Annotated in this window: 13 protein-coding genes; 3 read left to right on the top strand and 10 right to left on the bottom strand. The window is 36.2% G+C overall.

All coding sequences use genetic code 11. The annotated features are described in order from the left end of the window. The first annotated feature begins 7 nt into the window (after positions 1 to 7). Positions 8 to 880, top strand: a complete 873-nt coding sequence (locus G8782_RS13750; protein ID WP_172372193.1) for a DNA adenine methylase — start codon at positions 8 to 10, stop codon at positions 878 to 880. Positions 881 to 1,375: 495 nt separating this feature from the next. On the opposite strand, the gene G8782_RS13745 is transcribed toward G8782_RS13750, so the two are convergent. The 4 genes from G8782_RS13745 to G8782_RS13730 form a co-directional block, all read right to left on the bottom strand. After that, positions 1,376 to 4,471: a type I restriction endonuclease subunit R gene (locus tag G8782_RS13745; RefSeq protein ID WP_172372192.1), complete on the bottom strand. Its 3,096-nt coding sequence runs from the start codon at positions 4,469 to 4,471 to the stop codon at positions 1,376 to 1,378. Further along, positions 4,455 to 5,672: a restriction endonuclease subunit S gene (locus G8782_RS13740; protein ID WP_172372190.1), complete on the bottom strand. Its 1,218-nt coding sequence runs from the start codon at positions 5,670 to 5,672 to the stop codon at positions 4,455 to 4,457. Before G8782_RS13740 ends, G8782_RS13745 begins: the two co-directional genes overlap by 17 nt. Beyond that, positions 5,662 to 7,182 (bottom strand): class I SAM-dependent DNA methyltransferase, encoded by a 1,521-nt coding sequence (locus G8782_RS13735; protein ID WP_172372188.1) that lies wholly within the window; start codon positions 7,180 to 7,182, stop codon positions 5,662 to 5,664. The genes G8782_RS13740 and G8782_RS13735 overlap by 11 nt, the downstream gene beginning before the upstream one ends. Before the next feature lie 894 nt (positions 7,183 to 8,076). Continuing rightward, positions 8,077 to 9,363, bottom strand: a complete 1,287-nt coding sequence (locus G8782_RS13730) for an SNF2-related protein (RefSeq protein ID WP_172372186.1) — start codon at positions 9,361 to 9,363, stop codon at positions 8,077 to 8,079. Between the two features lie 360 nt (positions 9,364 to 9,723). Between G8782_RS13730 and G8782_RS13725 the strand changes: the two genes are divergently transcribed. Together G8782_RS13725 and G8782_RS13720 are read left to right on the top strand one after the other, a co-directional pair. Then, positions 9,724 to 11,172 (top strand): beta propeller repeat protein, encoded by a 1,449-nt coding sequence (locus tag G8782_RS13725; protein WP_172372185.1) that lies wholly within the window; start codon positions 9,724 to 9,726, stop codon positions 11,170 to 11,172. Between the two features lie 414 nt (positions 11,173 to 11,586). Then, the gene (locus G8782_RS13720) at positions 11,587 to 12,186 is read left to right on the top strand and encodes a hypothetical protein (protein WP_172372183.1); all 600 of its coding nucleotides are present in this window, start codon (positions 11,587 to 11,589) and stop codon (positions 12,184 to 12,186) included. 159 nt (positions 12,187 to 12,345) lie between these two features. Here the strand turns inward: G8782_RS13720 and G8782_RS13715 are convergent, their stop codons facing one another. From G8782_RS13715 to G8782_RS13690, 6 genes are all read right to left on the bottom strand, one after another. After that, positions 12,346 to 12,615: a hypothetical protein gene (locus G8782_RS13715; RefSeq protein WP_172372181.1), complete on the bottom strand. Its 270-nt coding sequence runs from the start codon at positions 12,613 to 12,615 to the stop codon at positions 12,346 to 12,348. Then, complete coding sequence (locus G8782_RS13710) at positions 12,609 to 12,947, bottom strand: hypothetical protein (protein ID WP_172372179.1); 339 nt, start codon at positions 12,945 to 12,947, stop codon at positions 12,609 to 12,611. Before G8782_RS13710 ends, G8782_RS13715 begins: the two co-directional genes overlap by 7 nt. A 2-nt stretch (positions 12,948 to 12,949) precedes the next feature. Continuing rightward, entirely contained in the window at positions 12,950 to 14,188 is a 1,239-nt protein-coding gene (locus G8782_RS13705) for a lipase (RefSeq protein WP_172372177.1), read from the bottom strand. Beyond that, complete coding sequence (locus tag G8782_RS13700) at positions 14,188 to 14,604, bottom strand: hypothetical protein (protein WP_172372175.1); 417 nt, start codon at positions 14,602 to 14,604, stop codon at positions 14,188 to 14,190. Before G8782_RS13700 ends, G8782_RS13705 begins: the two co-directional genes overlap by 1 nt. 1,006 nt (positions 14,605 to 15,610) lie before the next feature. Then, positions 15,611 to 16,492: an SMI1/KNR4 family protein gene (locus tag G8782_RS13695; protein ID WP_172372174.1), complete on the bottom strand. Its 882-nt coding sequence runs from the start codon at positions 16,490 to 16,492 to the stop codon at positions 15,611 to 15,613. A gap of 151 nt (positions 16,493 to 16,643) precedes the next feature. Continuing rightward, a complete protein-coding gene (locus tag G8782_RS13690) occupies positions 16,644 to 17,621 on the bottom strand; it encodes an HD domain-containing protein (protein ID WP_172372167.1) in 978 nt (325 codons plus the stop codon). Positions 17,622 to 17,626: the final 5 nt, after the last annotated feature.

The following is a 17,626-nucleotide window of genomic DNA, read 5'->3' as shown; positions in this document are numbered from 1 at the left end:
TGATATTATGACTAATTTTTCTCCCTTAAGATATCCCGGAGGTAAAAATAAAACATATCCATACGTAAGACATTTAGTTGCTAAAAATGACATTACAACTTATATTGAGCCTTTTGCCGGCGGAGCTGCTGTTGCACTTCGTTTATTGATAAATAATGATGTGAAACGTATTATCATTAATGACTATGACCCTGGTATTTATTCATTATGGAATGTCATTAAAAATGATTCCAATAGTCTTATAGAACTTATTAATGAAACACCTATCAATATGGAACAATGGTATTCACAGAAAAAAATCCAATTGAATAAAAAAGAAACTGATGAACTTCGACTTGCCTTTTCAACACTATTTTTAAATCGAACAAATTTTTCAGGTATTATTAAAGCAGGGGTTATCGGCGGAAAAAATCAAGATAGTTTCAACAAAATGGATTGTAGGTTCAATAAAAGTACAATTATTGACAGAATAAAACTTATATCATCTTATTCCGATCGTATCAAGGTTTGTAATTACGATGCTAAAGATTTCATTGAAAAAGAGATAAAGCACACTCGGAAATCTTTAACGTTTTTCGACCCACCCTATTATGATAAAGGACCTGACTTATACACAAACTTTTACACTCACCATGATCATGTCGAATTGGCCGATGTAATCAAAAATAAAATGCGAAATAGGTTCTGGATCCTCACATATGACGTTGCTAATGAAATCGAAGAATTATATGATCAATATCAATACGAAAGGTATTACTTAAACTATTCGATTGCGAAGCCAACACTTGGACAAGAATTCATGTTCTTTTCAAAGAAAATAAACTCTGGTGATATTGAAAAGCATTTACGATTAGTACCCCATCAAGAACATCCGGTTTAAAATACATTTTAAATCGGGTGTATCTTTCATACAAACTAACTTTTCCTTATTCCCAGGTTATAGAGTATTATTAGGAGAAAACATAGGAGGTGTAGGTAACTTTAAAAACCTGAAAAAAACAACCGTATTTTCAGAATACTTTCAACAGAAACTCTGTTATTTGCTAATCATTTAAGTAATCAATAGAGATATATGTTTTTTTTAGATCGAGAGAATAGACTACACTTTATCTTTTCCAAACGAATCCTATCAATTTCTTAAGTTAGACTGATTAATGGTTTCACGAAGAGTTTTATTCATTGTTAAAAACAACATATTATAAATCAATATTAATTTATCTAGAAAAAAGAACATCGCCCCCCAAAAAAATAACTATCCTCTGCCTGTTTCTACTTCCATTAAATTACTACGTTGTTTATTTATGACACATTATTAAACAAAACCCCTTCATGATAGATTAAAATCTAAACATAAAAGGGGATCCAAAAGTTTATTTTATATATTCTCAGCCATCAACTCAGCCTGTTTCACAACCGTCTCTACCGCTAACTTTTGCAAATCAGGTGGATAGCCATATTTTTTCAACAGTCTTCGAACAGTAATTCGCATTTTCGCTCTCGCGGATTCACGTAAGTTCCAGTCAATGCTCATGTTTTCTTTGATTGCTTTTGTTAGCTCATGCGCGATTACTTTTAGGATATCATCACCGAGAACTTGTTCCGCTGTTTCATGAGAGGAAAGCGCGTCATAGAATGCTACTTCTTCTTTGATCATGCCAGTTTCTTCACCAGCTTTGTAGGAGTCATTCATCTCTTTTGCAAGTGCAATTAGTTCCTCTATAACCTTTGATGTTTCAATTGCACGTTTGTTGTATTTGTTAATGGCGTTATTTAACATGTCAGTGAACTTTTGAGCCTTTACTAAGTTTGTGCGTTGCACGTTTTTTACTTTTCCTTGCAATAAACGATTTAGCAGTTCAACTGCTAAGTTTTTCTGTGGTAATGCTTTTACTTCAGCTAAAAATTCGTCTGAAAGAATTGAAATGTCTGGATTTTCCAGTCCGAGTGATGAATAAATATCAACGACTTCATCAGAAATGACGGATTTAGAAATAAGTTGGTTCAGCTGCGCATCGATTTGGGAAGAAGTTTTCTTCGTACCTTCTGTTGGAATCAATTTCACAATCCCCGCTTTAACTGCTTTAAAGAAACCAATTTCTGCATTTAATTCCTGCGCTTCTGATTCAGTCGCACAGAGTGCAAATGCTTTCGACAGTTCCGTAACAACTTGCATGAATCGCTTCTTTTCTTCTTCCCCAAGACCGATAATAAAATCCATTGTTTCTGTGATAGCTTTCATTCTGTCTGTTGCTTTCTCTGAATGAAAATTATCATACGTATGCTTGTAAAGCATATCTTGTATGATTTCGAATTTCTCTAACATAATATCAACTGCGAGTGAAGTATCGATTCCGGTATTGCTTCGATCACTGTCGGTATATTGCTTCAGTGCTTCTTTTAAACTGTCTGCAATGCCAATATAGTCAACTATTAATCCACCAGGCTTGTCCCGGAATACACGGTTTACTCGCGCAATCGCCTGCATCAAGTTATGTCCACGCATTGGTTTATCGATATACATAGTATGCAAGGATGGCACATCGAATCCAGTCAGCCACATATCACGAACGATAACAATTTTTAATTCATCCTTGACGTCTTTCATTCTTCTTGCAAGATGATCTCGACGTTTTTTATTACCGATGAACTGTTGCCAATGTTCTGGATCACTAGATGTTCCCGTCATGATGATTTTAATAACACCCTTATCATCGTCATCTGAATGCCAATCCGGACGGAGTTTCACAATTTCTTGGTACAAATCAATTGCAATTCGCCGACTCATCACTACAATCATTGATTTTCCAAACATGGCATCCTGTCTTGCTTCAAAATGATTTACCATATCTGCTGCTAATCTTTGGATTCGTTGCTCTGCGCCAGCAAGTGCTTCAAGACGTGACCATTTAGACTTCAAACGTTCTCTGTCGGCCTCCTCTTGGAATTCAGTAATTTCATCGTACTCTGTGTCAATATCTAGCCCTTCTGGTAAATCAAGTTTAATAATGCGACTTTCATAATAAATTTTAACTGTCGAACCGTCTTCAACTGCTTGTGTCATATCGTAAATATCAATATAATCTCCAAAAACAGCTGGTGTATTTTTATCGGATGCTTCAACTGGCGTCCCTGTAAACCCGATGAATGAAGCATTCGGCAACGCATCACGCATATATTTGGCATAGCCATATTTCGTAGCGACATCGTCATCTGTTGTCGTCACTTGCGCTTGGAAGCCATATTGGGTACGATGCGCTTCATCCGCCATGACAATGACATTGCGACGTGTTGTTAAGGCGTCCATGTGGGTTAACCCTTCTTCAGGAGCGAATTTCTGCATCGTTGTAAAAATGATACCACCCGCTTCAACAGCCAACAACTTTTTCAAATCACTTCGGCTGTCTGCCTGCCTGGGCGTTTGACGCAATAAATCACTTGAAATCGAAAACGTGTTAAACAACTGATCGTCCAAATCGTTACGATCTGTTAACACCACGATTGTCGGATTATTCATTTCAAGGACAAGCTTTCCGGTGTAAAAAACCATCGACAAACTTTTCCCCGATCCTTGCGTATGCCAAATAACACCGATTTTTCGGTCACCCGTTTCAGCTGCTGCCCGTTTTGCCTCTTCTACTGCTTTATTGACAGCGTAATATTGATGGTATGCCGCAAGAATTTTGAAAGTCTTCTCACCATCTGTTTGAAAAACGATGAAATGGCGCAATAAGTCTAGTAGTACTGCCGGTTTAAACATCCCTTGCAGAAGCACTTCTAATTGCGGGACGGTGGAAGGCGCAATAGTCTTACCATCCATCGTTCGCCACATCATAAACCGTTCTTCATCTGCTGTAAGTGAGCCTGCTCGTGCATTCACTCCATCACTCGTTACTAAAAAAACGTTGAATTGAAATAATGAGGGAATCGTTGATTTGTATGTTTGCAGCTGATGGTATGCTTCTGAAATTCCCACTTGTTCATCCGTCGAGTTTTTGAGTTCAATAACTACAAGTGGCAAACCATTCACAAACACAACGACATCTGGACGTTTATTGTTATTTCCTTCTATAACGGTGAACTGATTCACCGCGAAAAAGTCGTTGTTTTCCGGATTATCGAAATCAAATAACCACAACTTTTCCACAGTGTTTCGTCCATCGGCCGTTCGAACTTCAACATCAATGCCATCCGTCACGTACTTTTGAAAAGTTCGGTTGTTTACAATTAAGTTTGGAGACTCAGCCATCGTCACCAACTGCACTGCACGCTTAATAGACTCCATTGTAACCCCTTGATTAATTCGCATGAGCGCATCTTCAAGTCGCCCATTCAACATTACCTTGGAGTAACTATCCCGTTCAGGCGATTCCCCGTCCACAGCAATATTCGGTCCACTATCAGTCTCGTACCCTAGACTTTCAAGCCATTCAAGCGTTGCTTGTTCAAGATCATTCTCATGAAATTGGTACATCTTCAGTCACCTCGATTTCCTCCGGCAATTCGATTTCTCCGGTAAGAAGTTTTGGAAGTAGCGTGTCTCTTAATTCTCCTAGCTCTCTGATTTCTTTGGTTAGAGAGTAAATTTTATGGGATATTGTCTCAATTACTTCATGAAATTCCTTTTCAATATTATAACTCGGAATCAATATTTTCTTTTTAATAAAATGCGTTATTTTAATGCTCGGCTGTACTGAACCAATATCGTATGTTTTAATTCTTTCTTGTTCTCTATCAATATATTGATAGAGATAAAAAGGACTTATATTTTTCGAACGTAATGCTACTACATTTTGTGCAATACACCCTACTTTACCATAAAATAACTTTATTGAGCCTATACTGCCTACAGTTGAAAATAATATATCGTACTCTTCTGGATGTCCATTTCTAAACCAATTTTCGTAAGTTTCTCTATTCACGTGTTTCAGACAGTTATTGAAATCAATAATTCTAGATGTACCAGAAAGGCCTTTGACATCAATAATTGGATACTTTGTATTATTTTTTACTTGTGGAGGGGTCTTTCCTCTGTTATCAATCACATTTATTAATTCTTCTATAGCCTTAATTTCCCAATTACTAGGTATCTTCCCCAACTCGCTATCGACCATTTCACCACCACTCGATTTGTAGGGTTCACCGTTTTCATTTGGAAACTCAAAATCGACAAACCAACGTTTGTAAAGTGTTTGGGCGAGTTGTTCAAGGTTAGATATAATTTTTTCATTTACATTTATTTTTTCTTCTATTGGGTTTATTGTATTTAAAATTTTTCTTTGATCAGGTTTAGACGGTAACGAAATTGAAATTCTATTTAATGTTTCAGTTCTTAAACTTGGAATAGTTGTTCCTTCATTATAATGTTCAAAATCAATTTGGGATAAATAATAATAAATAAATTTTGGATAAACAATTTCTTCATTTACTTCCGAATAAAATAACGTATCAACAGTCCAAAATGGTCGATCGATAAACCTTACTTTTCTTATACTGCCCTTACGTCCAATCAACACCGATGGTTTATCATATAAAAATTGATTCGCATACCCCATTATTCCGCCAGTTCCCAAAATAGGATACTTGCCCTGTTCATCCAAAACTTTTTTTTGATTCTTCCCATATTTAATTGTTAAAACTTCATGCAAAGCGTAATCAATTAATTTAAACCCCATAACCAATACCCTCCAAAGCTCCACGGATTTGGTTTTCCAACCTTTTCGACTTGGTGAATTGTTCAGCTAGTTCGCTAGTTATTCGCTCCATTTTATCCTCAAATGGTTCGCTATCTTCTTCGACTTCTTCAAGTCCTACATATCGTCCTGGCGTCAAAATATATTCATGTTCACGCACTTCTTCTAATTTGGCAACTTTACAGAAACCAGCAATATCTTTGTATACTTGATTATTTGTTCCTAGCCAAGCATGGTACACATCAGCAATCTTATTTATATCTTCAGAGGAAAATTCTTTTAATGTACGTGTTGACATTGAACCGATTTTTCTTGCATCAATAAAAAGGATTTCACCTTTGCGTTCCTTTTCACTATTTTTCGCCTTATTACGTGTAACAAACCAAATACAAACTGGAATTGCGGTTGAATAAAATAATTGACCCGGCAATGTAACAATACATTCTACTAAATCTTGCTCTATTAAATTTTTACGGATTTCTAACTCTGCTATTGTGCTCGTAGACATCGAACCGTTTGCAAGTACAAATCCTGCAGTTCCTGATGGTGCAAGCTTCGATACCATATGTTGAATCCAAGCGTAGTTCGCATTTCCGACTGGTGGGGTCCCGTATTGCCAACGAACATCTTCGCGTAATTTTTCCCCGCCCCAATCGCTAATGTTAAATGGAGGATTTGCGATGATATAGTCGGCTTTTAAGCCTTTATGGAGGTCATTGTGAAATGTATCAGCGTTATGGTCTCCAATATTGCCATCAATTCCACGTATCGCAAGATTCATTTTTGCTAGTTTCCAAGTTGTTGGGTTTGATTCTTGTCCGTATACTGCTATGTCTCCAAGTTTTCCTTGATGTTCTTCTACGAATTTTTCGCTTTGAACAAACATGCCCCCTGATCCACAACAAGGATCATAGACACGACCTTTATACGGTTCTAGCATTTGAACAAGTAGTTTTACAACAGAACTTGGTGTATAGAATTCTCCACCATTTTTACCTTCTGCACTTGCAAATTTACCAAGGAAATATTCATAGACACGTCCAAGGACATCTTGTGCACGACTCTCTTTGTCGCCTACTTTAAATGAAAATAGGTCAATCGTTTCACCAAGTCTTGTTTTATCAAGCGCAGGTCGTGCATAATCTTTTGGCAGTACACCCCGCAGTGATTCGTTTTCCTTTTCAATTGCAATCATCGCACTATCAATGATTTGTCCAACTTCAGGTTTTTTTGCGTTTTCTTTGATGAAAGTCCAACGTGCTTCTTTCGGCACCCAGAAAATATTTTCCGCTAGATATTCATCTTTATCTTCCGGATCTGCCCATTCATCTTCTTGCAGTTCCGCAAACTTTTCTTCAAATGAATCCGATACATATTTCAAGAATAGAAGTCCCAATACTACATTCTTATATTCCGATGCGTCCATACTTCCACGAAGTTTGTCCGCCATAAGCCATAAATTCTCTTCAAAACCAACGTTTGCTGTTGACATGATAAAACCCTCTTTCTTTTTATATACTAATATGAATTATGAATGTAATTAAACAGACTATGTTTAGCGACTGCTTTCTACACTCATAAACTCGTTTCCTTCTGCTTCTCTTTCAACTGCTCAAATACCTTCTCCTTGGTCACAACTTCAACATTTTCGTACTTAGCCAATATGATAATTTCTTGTGGCAATTGTCTACCATTTCAATCTCATCATTATTTAATTGTCTAAGTAGGCTAGACTTCCTGTAAATATTTCAGCTTTGGAGGGAATTTTAGACAACTTTTCTATAACAACGATATTGTCGGCTTCGCAGAATAGGAATAGCACTTCCAGATGTTAAATATTCATTTTCGTTTAGTAGATCAAGCTTTTGTCCATGAATTTTCCGGTAAATCCGCTGCGCTAATGACTTGTTGCAATATTTTTTCAACGAATAATTTTGCGTGTGTTAACAGCGTGAGTGGACTAGAGAAGATACTATTTTCAAGTTAATGTTGCAACTTATGCAAGTTCTTTTTGAGAATGGTTCAAGAAATTAAGTGAAATAAGTTTGATTGTTCATGTACAACCCTTAATATTAGAAGCTTGTGTATATAGTCTCATTTTACCACAATAATAAGCTGCTATGGTTATTAATTCGCGTAAACATATTCCAAATCCTTTACAATTTCATAAAGTAAAACACAAAGGTCACTATTTTTTATTTTCCTAACGTATATATTTCTTTTATTAGTCTTTTTTAAATTCTACTTCTTTATCAACAATTCCCTGGTTTTTTCAAACGGTTAGGTACTCCTTCATGATTAATAGACTCTTTTATTTTCCCTAAAAAAGTTAACGAGTACTCACTCATTACCTGGCATAACCTATAAAGTAACCACGAACAATTTCTCACCCAACCTTCTCCTTCAACCGTTCCTTCTCAAGCTGCAACACTTTCTGCTTAAGTGATTCATCTTCGCCTTCCCCGTAGTCATTTAAAGCGAGCGACCCGACTTCAGACTCTCTCGCATACAGATCAAACAAACCTGCATTTTGGCCTAGCAACTCTAGCATACTCACGTCGATACTGTCCTCTGTCAGTAGCCGATAAACGACGACATTCCGTGACTGCCCCATACGATATGCACGGCTGATCGCTTGTTCTTCAATCGAAGGCTTCCACTGCGGTTCACATAAGATGACGATGTTGGCCGCTTGGATATTTAAACCGACACCTCCCGCGGTAATCTGGCTTTTTTCTTCTTGCCATTTCGTAAAGGCTGATGCACGTTGATTGCCATGGAAAATGAATGCATTTAAATTTGAATGTTGGTGAATTTCTCGTTTCCAATTCACCAACACGCTTAAAGGACAAACAACGATTGAATACCCCCCATCATTTTGGAATAAATGATTGATCAGCGCCAATGCTTGAATCGTTTTCCCCAGCCCCATTTCATCGCCGAGTAAAGTGCGTTTATAATACAAGGCATATTTCGCCCCGAACGTTTGGTAGTACCGTAAATCTACTTTCAGCCCCGTTGTATCTAAAGGAAACGCTTGAATCTCCTCGATAATTTCATTCGGTAAATCTTCCGCTATCGCAGTAGCATCGAAACCAATTACTTTTTCGATTTCAGTATAATAGGCCGCGTTTTTTTCGATGAAATGCTTCTTGAGTTGTTCCTGGTCAACTGCAAATTGATGTATATGTATGAGCTGCTTTTTCACTTTACGCAAAGTTGCTTGATGCGCTTCTTGATTTAATTCCCTTAATGTAAGTTCCACATGCTCTTTCTCAGCTCTTGATTGGAATAGACCTCCTAAAAAACCTTTTTTCCGCTTTGCAATTTGAATGTCAGTTCCAACTTGTTGACTTAACGTTTCAATCGCTTCTTTCAAAACTTGTACTGCGTCAGTGAGCTTCCATTTCCGATAAATGCTTTCCAACAATGCTAAATCATCTGTTGATAAATGATAAGGGTTTATTTTAGGTGTCGCTTCTTTATAAACAGAGGTGATGATTTTCGATGTCGCTTCAAAAATCGCCTGTGCACTTACTGGGCCAATATCATCTATCATTCTTAAATCTTCTATACTCTCATTTCGTATGTCATAAATCGTCTTGAAACCGTGATGGACTAAACTATTAATGGGCATGCCTTTTTCCAAGGTCGAAATCGTGTCGACCGGCATTGTTTTTAAACGTTCTCTTGCTGCAATAAACCTTAACTGTTCCCAGCTTTCTTTGATTTTTTCATCGAAGCGGTCTTCTGTAAAACTTTCAAGTTCATTTTGGATTTTTTTTCAAATCCCTTTCAAATCGAACGACATCTTTTTTTGTTTGAATCATATAGCTCCTTCCTTTCAAAAGATTTCTTTTTATCGATAGTCTGATAATGCCCCATAATCTTGAGTATATTGTAGCACAACGTTAAAAATTCAAAGCAATTGCTCGGTTAGTGCAATTAGGATTCTTCGATATAAGAAGAAGGTATATAACGAAGGATTTACTCCATCCTAAAAAAGCGTATTACTCATAGGATGGTGGTAATTTTGATTTTCTTTAAAAAAATCTCTGTTTTATTAATTATTTTTTTAGTTTTTGTAAATTTGATGAGTCATGAAGGAATCGCTTCAGAAGGTGAAACTACGCTAAAAGAAGCGATTGACATTGGATTGCAGCGTGCAAAAGAATGGAACGTAAACGCAACACTTACAAGTGTAAACAGTGTGGATGAAACGATGGGAGGTTCGAGAGGAGAAACAGGAAAACGCTTTAAATGGTTCATGATCTTTATCGTTCCAGGTACAGATGATTATGTACTAATTGGTATCTCAGAAAAGAAAATTACCGTGTTTAGTCCGAGCAAGCAAACTCCGGGTCCAATAATACCCTACGATGAAATTAAGTTGGATAGCCCTGATGTTCTCCGACTAGCAAAGGATATCTATGGACTTCAACAAGGAAAGGATTGGGCAACGGGCTATAACTTTACACTAGATAGTATTGATGGAAAGCCCATTCTAACAGTTTTTGGAAATGACCAAGATAACCGTTTTACTTCGATTTCATTCAATGCCCAAAACGGAGAAGTGGTCAGTGCCATTCATAAGTTGCCTTTCGGTGGTGGATTACTATCCATACGTAATGGTACCAATAACCTGACCAAAAAAGGGATGGCACTTACGGGTGTTGTCGCTGGAAGCAAGAAATTAGCGGTATGGGGAGACAAAAAGCCAACACAATTTAGTACAACCAAGCAACCTTTTTTTGAGTGGAGCCATAACAATGGAGGATCATGGACAGAACTCCAAGTTAATAATTATATAACACACGCGTGGTTTGATATGAATGATCGATTATATGCAGCAACCGAAAAAGAAATATGGGCAGGTATTACATCAAAAAGTAAAGGAACAAAAATTCTTTCAGTAGACCACATGATAGAAATCGTAGATTATTCAATCGACAATCATATAGCTGTGCTATCAAATGGAGTTATTCATTATACAACGAATCAAGGGGAAAGTTGGGAAAAAGCTAAAGTTCCTAAAACATTTTATGCGATTCAAATATCGGATAATGGTGATTTGCTAGGACTCACGGAGGAATGGGAAGTTTTGCAAAAGACAAAAGACGGCTGGAACAAAATAACCATGCCGAATAGTCACGATGTACCTGTTGATATAAAAGTGATTCATAATAGACTATTCATTACTACAGAAAGCGGCATTTGGACCCGAAATCTTCATGAGGATAATTGGAGAAAGATTCAAGTTGATGAAATGGTAGTTAAATTTATTAAAAAAGGAGATAAATTATTCGGAATCACAAATAGAGGGGAAGCTCTTTATTCCATCGGTACGAAAGAGGACGGAAAACCTGAAAAAGTGTTTGATGCCGAGGATACCGTCGTTTGGGATGTGGATATCATGGGAGATACGTTATGGGTAGCAACCATACCCAATTATTCGTGGGAAGAAATGCCGACTCAGCAGTGAGTTGAAGAAGGATTCGCGTAGCGTGTACCCTATTCCATTCAGATCCCTCGCCGCGGGTTTTTATGCTATAGCATGCACTGAAAAAAAACATAAAGCCTAATTTCTATATCAACCGAAATGGAAATTATGTTTTGGCGCTCAATAAAAGCACACTTGGAGCAGACTCACCCGTCTTGGCTGGAATGCTTGAAATACTCTACATGCTTGTTTAGTCCATTGCAACTTCATTTATAATTCACCATGTTATATTTGTTTTAGAGTTTCAATTAATTTCCAATATAATCAGTCTTCCTCAAACAGGCCAGGTTATGGAATGTTGTAGATAAAAAGATAAATGAATTATGCTAAGATTGAGATAGCATAATTTCCAAACTGATTCCGGAAAAATTATTGGCCACTATGAGGAGGGATTGAATGACTTATAAAAAGTTTTTCATGTGGTTCTTTGTTTTTTTAACTCTATTGAGCATTTATGCACTTTTCAATCACGGTCCAATTCCTTTATTGTTTGCTTATCTAATTCATCCATTCATATGCTCTTTAGGATTAACGATAGCTGGACTTATAGGAAGAGAATACTTGGTGGGAAGAATTATTCTAACGGCAGTAATTGGTTCCTTTTCGATCTTCATATTAATTATAACTAGCATGATAGTTATAGAAGGCCTAGGAGTCGTTTATTGGGCTGCTGGAATATTCTTGCCGTTATTTAACTCACTGCTCTTTTTGGGATTTATATTATCAGGATTAGCACATGTTAATAAAACTTTAACTGGGATGGGTGAGTTGTTAATGAAAAAAAGACTTCTGATTACATTTTGCATAATATGGATATTAGTGTCGTCTTATCTTATCATTAGCGGCTATTTGAAAGGACTACCAATTGGCACACATGTGGTCATGTTGATCGGTTATTTAGGGGTTTTATATTTAGCTTGTGGAAAAGATGATGTTTTTGGTTTTGTAAAAACAGACTCTGAATCTGCGAAGGTCAAGAAAGAGGAAAGCAAATAATGGAAGGCTTCGTCTACTGTCTTTGAATAAACCGGTAGATTATGAGGGGAATACGCAATGTGTTTGAAGAACGTCTTTCTCTTCTATTGCCTTTCCCTCTATTAAAGCAGCGTCATAGCATCCAGTTTGGAGGAGTACAATCATCACACTTAATACCCCCTATCTTTTTTCATGAAGTTCATTAATTTTTTCCGATTGAATTTCAATCGATTTTCTAACTTTATCTCCGAATTGCCCTTTCACTGCCTCCCCTAAGTTTACAGATACATCATTCATTTTTTCTTTTATAGTCGAGCATTCTACTTCTATATTTTTTTCGGTTTTCCTTTGGTTTTGAACTATTTTCGAAGTCATTGCGTTAGCTAAGGTTCCTTGAATAATCGACTTTTCCGCTCTTTTTTTCAAACCAACCAAAAAGCCCTCTAGCATTTGAAGCCATCCCCCTGTCTATCTTTTTCAATCAACTTTCTCATTTGACTATGATAATCTTCATCTAACTTTTCGAGTTTTCTAGCAAGATTCTGCCGGTCAGCCCTTGCCATTTCCAAAATTTCTTTTTTCATTTGTTCGATTTGATGGAGCCCTCGAGTAAGTATGTCACCTTCAGGAACAAAGTCTTTTAAATAATAGCGACTCCGATCCTGAACTTCTTCCAGTGTTTCTATGCCTTTATTTCTTTTGCGTAGTAAATCATTTTCTTGTTCCTCATAAATTCGTCTCTTTAAACGGTACTCTTCCTCGACGTATTCTAAATTCTCCATTCTTACACTCCTTGGCTAATCTGCCTTGCTAAGTCTTCATCGGTATCTTTTACTTTTTTAATACTACTCTTGATTTCTGTAGCGAGTTGGTTAAAGCTTTCCCCGATTTGTTTAGCCTTAGCTATTTTCGCCTGATATTCAGCAGTTGGTTTATTTACAATCGCATATTTTGTTGCCCCTCCTGCTGCTAAAGCATCGATGATTTCATAATAACTTAATTCAGTACCTATTAATTTTGCTCTTTGAATACCCTCTGTCCAAATTTCTTCCACTTCAAGTATGGCGTCTTGGTAAACTTTTATTACGTATTCCAATCCTATTTTCATTGAATTAGAGGCAGATTCTATAGCTATCAATGCTTCCGTATCATTCAAGAAAACTTCCTCACTCCTAGATAACCCTCCGCCACTCGCTTTTAATTTCTTTGCAAGCGTTGCCAATTCAATCATTCTCGTGTACATTATTTTTTCTGCCTGTACCAGACGGGCATCTTTATTGGCGTATGTATCTTTAATAATGAGTCGACCTTTCTCATCAAACTCCCAAGTACTCAAGTTATGGCTTTCGAATTTCAACGTGTCTTTTATAGGCACACTCATATCCATGTCAATTAAGATTTCTGCTCCTGTTCCATTGCCGCCATGATTGCCGAGGAGCCAATCTTTTTTATTCCGATAATTAAATAGCATCCCTGAATTTTCTGCAACCCAAACTTTTGCATCATCTGAAAGTATTTTATAAGGATCCGGCCCATTAAATCCAACATTTTTCCAACCGTTTTCGGCTGCTACATATAATGCGAGGAATTCTCCCAAGGAATGACCTGTTGTTGTCATAACCGCATCCGGGTAATCATTTTTAACAGCTTCCGCAAATTTTTCTGCGGTGATAACCTGCCCGTCAATTAGAGAATCAGCTGGCTTAATCGGCGTAGAGGTGTCTAGCTGCTTACTACCAACAATAACAGTCTGAATATCTGTCCGGATGTCTAGATTATCGCCTGGATTTGTCCCAGCATACGCAATGACTATTTCTGAAGTATCTACGATCTTATTTTTGACGGGTGCTACAGCCATGGCTTGCATACCATTGGATGTGTTGTCTTCGATTTTAAGGATTTCATACTTCACTCCGCCAAACTTTCTAACATCGCCCACTTCCATATAAAAGTGCTGTTCATGCTTGCCATCCAAAAAATATACCCATTCACTTAAGTCTTTGTAAGTAAGCTCTGAACTCATTATATTTCTCCTTTATTTCCATTAGAATAAATCACTTCAACTTTACCAGCGGTCTTCCCTTCTTTTTGAACACCATTTTCATCAACAACTTTATAACTAGATATTTCTTTAATACCTTCAGAAAATGAGTAATCAAACTCTACTGACTTTCCTTCCAGGTTACTCATTTCAATTTCCATCCCGTATGAACCCGTCATCGCATTAAAATCAGTATATTTAAATTTTATAGACTTTATATCTGCAAAGGTATTTTTCAGTGCTACTACTGACATTCTCTCTGCCTCTGTTATCTCTACTTCTGCTTTTTGCTCTCTTGTTACTTCTCTATCCTTCTGGTTATCCATTAACACTTTCCCTCCAATTCCAACTACTAATAATAAGCCTATTACAATAAATAACCATACAATTTTCTTCATACATTTAATCCTTCCTGTGATTTATTTACAAGATAAGATAAGCCTATCAAAGCGCTATATTTTTAATACGATTCTTATAAACCAATATATTTCCAGAACATTAAAAGTCAACCATTCTATATTTTCTCTTATAGAAATCCTGAAAAATTAATACACTTAAAAATAAAGAATAGTTCACTTAATTATCACCTATAAACTAAATTGCATCAAGGGTTAAGGGAAAATAGGCGTTTGATGTTTCGATAATCTTCCGAGGCAGGTTCATTCCACACCAACATCATTTATAGTTCACCCTGGTCTATCATTTCAACTACTTCTTTTAATGAATTATGCTAGGATTAAGTTAGTATAATTTCTAAACTGAATTGGGAATAATTATTGGCTATCATAAGGAGGTATTGCATGACCTATAAAAAGTTTTCAATGTGGTTATTTGTTTTTTTAACTTTATTTATCATTTATATAAATTTCAATCACAGTCCAAATTTAATTTTTTCTTACATAATTTATCCATTCATATGCTCATTGGGATTAACTATAGCTGGACTTATAGGAAGAGAATACATCGTAGGGAGAATTATACTAACGGCAGTAATTATTTCCTTTTCAATCTTCATTTTAATTTTAACTTTCAGTATAGTTATAGGGAGCTTAGGAATCGTTTATTGGGCTGCTGCAATATTCGTTCCATTATTTAACTCACTCCTAGTTTTCGGAATTATAATGTCGATAGTGATACATGTTAATAAAAGTATTAAAGTTCCAAAAACAGACTAAAACATTTTTTATATAAAGCCTAATTTATCCTCATTTAATAGAGAAATTAGGCTTTTGATGTTCCAGAATCGCGCCCTAGAAAAGCGTTATTTTTACAATTCATTCTTCCAATAAACTGCCCTATAGTAAAAGAAGAAAAGAGCCGTCTATGCAGCTCAATGATCTTCAAGTAAAGCACCCGTTAGTTGAAGAAGGAAAGGTGTATTTCACTGCTTGTTGGTGAATAACATTAGTCCTCATCTACAAAGTCAATCATCACTCCAACAACTTTTTTTGAAATGTTATATTTTACTTTCACCTCGTACATTCCGTCACCATAACCAGACATTGAAACCGCACCATCTGAGACAACTCCCCCCTGTGCATTTGAAGCAACTACCTCATCAAATTGGATGGATTCGTCTCTACCAAATGTTTTAAAATCAAAAATTCCTGCTTGTGCAGAGTCAACTCCAATCTGTTTATCGCAAACATGCCATTTTCCACTTGGTTTCTTTTCCCCATAAAATACAAATAAGTTTTTAACAACTTCATCAGGATTATAAGAAATGGAAGCTGTCCAATTACCATTTTTCACATTTAAAAGTACGATTTGCAACTCAGCTTCTTCATCCACTTTATAGTACGGGTCAGTAACAATTAGCTTTCCACTTTCAACCATAAAAGTGCCAAGTTTATTAGGCTTATTAGTATTCACTTTCGGCACATGCCTATCAATAAATTCACTTAATGATAAAGACGCATATTTGCCTAACCCAGTTTTGTCATTCCAAGTATAAATTAGTTCCTGCATAAATCTTTTCCTAATTCGATAGCAAAGTTTGTCACCACTCATTTTTTCACCAATACAAATCATATCACTCGGTAAATTTTTGGGTCTGTTCTGATTTTGTTTTACTATATCAATTGTTAATGCCGTTTGTTCATTAGTTTGAATAGGGAACAAAGTCCAATCGCCAAAATTTGCTCCATTCGTTTCTAAAAAAAGTTCCTTGTATTCATCTGGAAAAATAGCACCAAGTGCTTTTTCTGTTTTATTCAATTCAACTAACGACACGCCAGCCACTTTCGAACTTGGATTAATCATGTTTATTACTTTCTTTTCCTTCATCTCTTCCTCCATGATACTTTTACTTTGTCATAGTACATTCAAAATAACTATGAATGATTTCGATTTTCATTATAAAAAACCGTCTATTTATTCAGTAAAATAAAGTTGTTCAACTAACCTGCCTCTTTAGTTGAACAATACCCAATCCCCCTTAGTTAGTGAGTATTCTTACATACATCCCTCTTGTGGCTTTTTCATATGCTTTATTATTCATAGTTCTAATTTCCTCTGATAATTTCGACGCTGGTATTAATTCTCCACCCTTAAAAATGGAAGTGTCGATCATCCGAAGTTTCTTTTTCATATATATATCGTAGTTTTCTCTATCTTCTTTGACTTGGGCATCAGGATTGATTTTTCTTAACAGATCGAGTAACTCCTTATCTTTTGACGATTTAATTTTACTTAATAACTCGTCATCTTTACCAAGGAAATCATTTACGTTTAATATATTTTTTTCTAATGAAAGTTTCAGAGTCTTGGCTAACATATCATATCCATATATATTTAACGGGTCCAAAAAGAAATCAATGACCTCCTTGTAATATGTTTTGACGAACCATTCAGCTACCTCAATGCTCTGAAGATACATTCTCCCTTCGAAAACCATTAAGTCATCCAAAAAACGATTCACTTGCTCTAATGAAATTTTTCCATATTCATACATATCACGAAGAGTGGAATCTACCCGATCCGCACATAATTCAGGTGCAGGCTGTTCCAATAATGTCCAATTAAAATCATCAAACAGAATTTCCTCATAGTTGTAATCATATTTAGATAAAATTACCGGGATTTCAGAGTTTTTAACGACAGAACTAAATATCTTTTCATGATAGTCTTCTTCTTTATTTTCAAAAACGAAATCTATTACGTGAGAAAAGGCTGTGTGAGAAACATCATGCAACAATCCTGCAATCTGCTCTTCAAGTGAGCCACCAAGTTTTCTTATTAGCAACATTACACCTATTGAGTGGTCAAAACGTGTTTCATTCCATTTCTGATTCACCAAATAACTTGCGCCACCTTGGTGAATCCCCTTTAATCGTTGAACAGGCTTACTTAATATTAACTCTTCTAATACTCTATCTACTACAAACTCACCGTATAATTCGTCATAAATAATCATTAAGA

The sequence above is a fragment of the Sporosarcina jiandibaonis genome (genome assembly GCF_013184495.1).
Taxonomy (GTDB): Bacteria; Bacillota; Bacilli; order Bacillales_A; family Planococcaceae; genus Sporosarcina; species Sporosarcina jiandibaonis.
The sequence above is the reverse complement of the archived record's forward strand: the minus strand, read 5'-3'. Positions and strand labels throughout refer to the sequence as shown.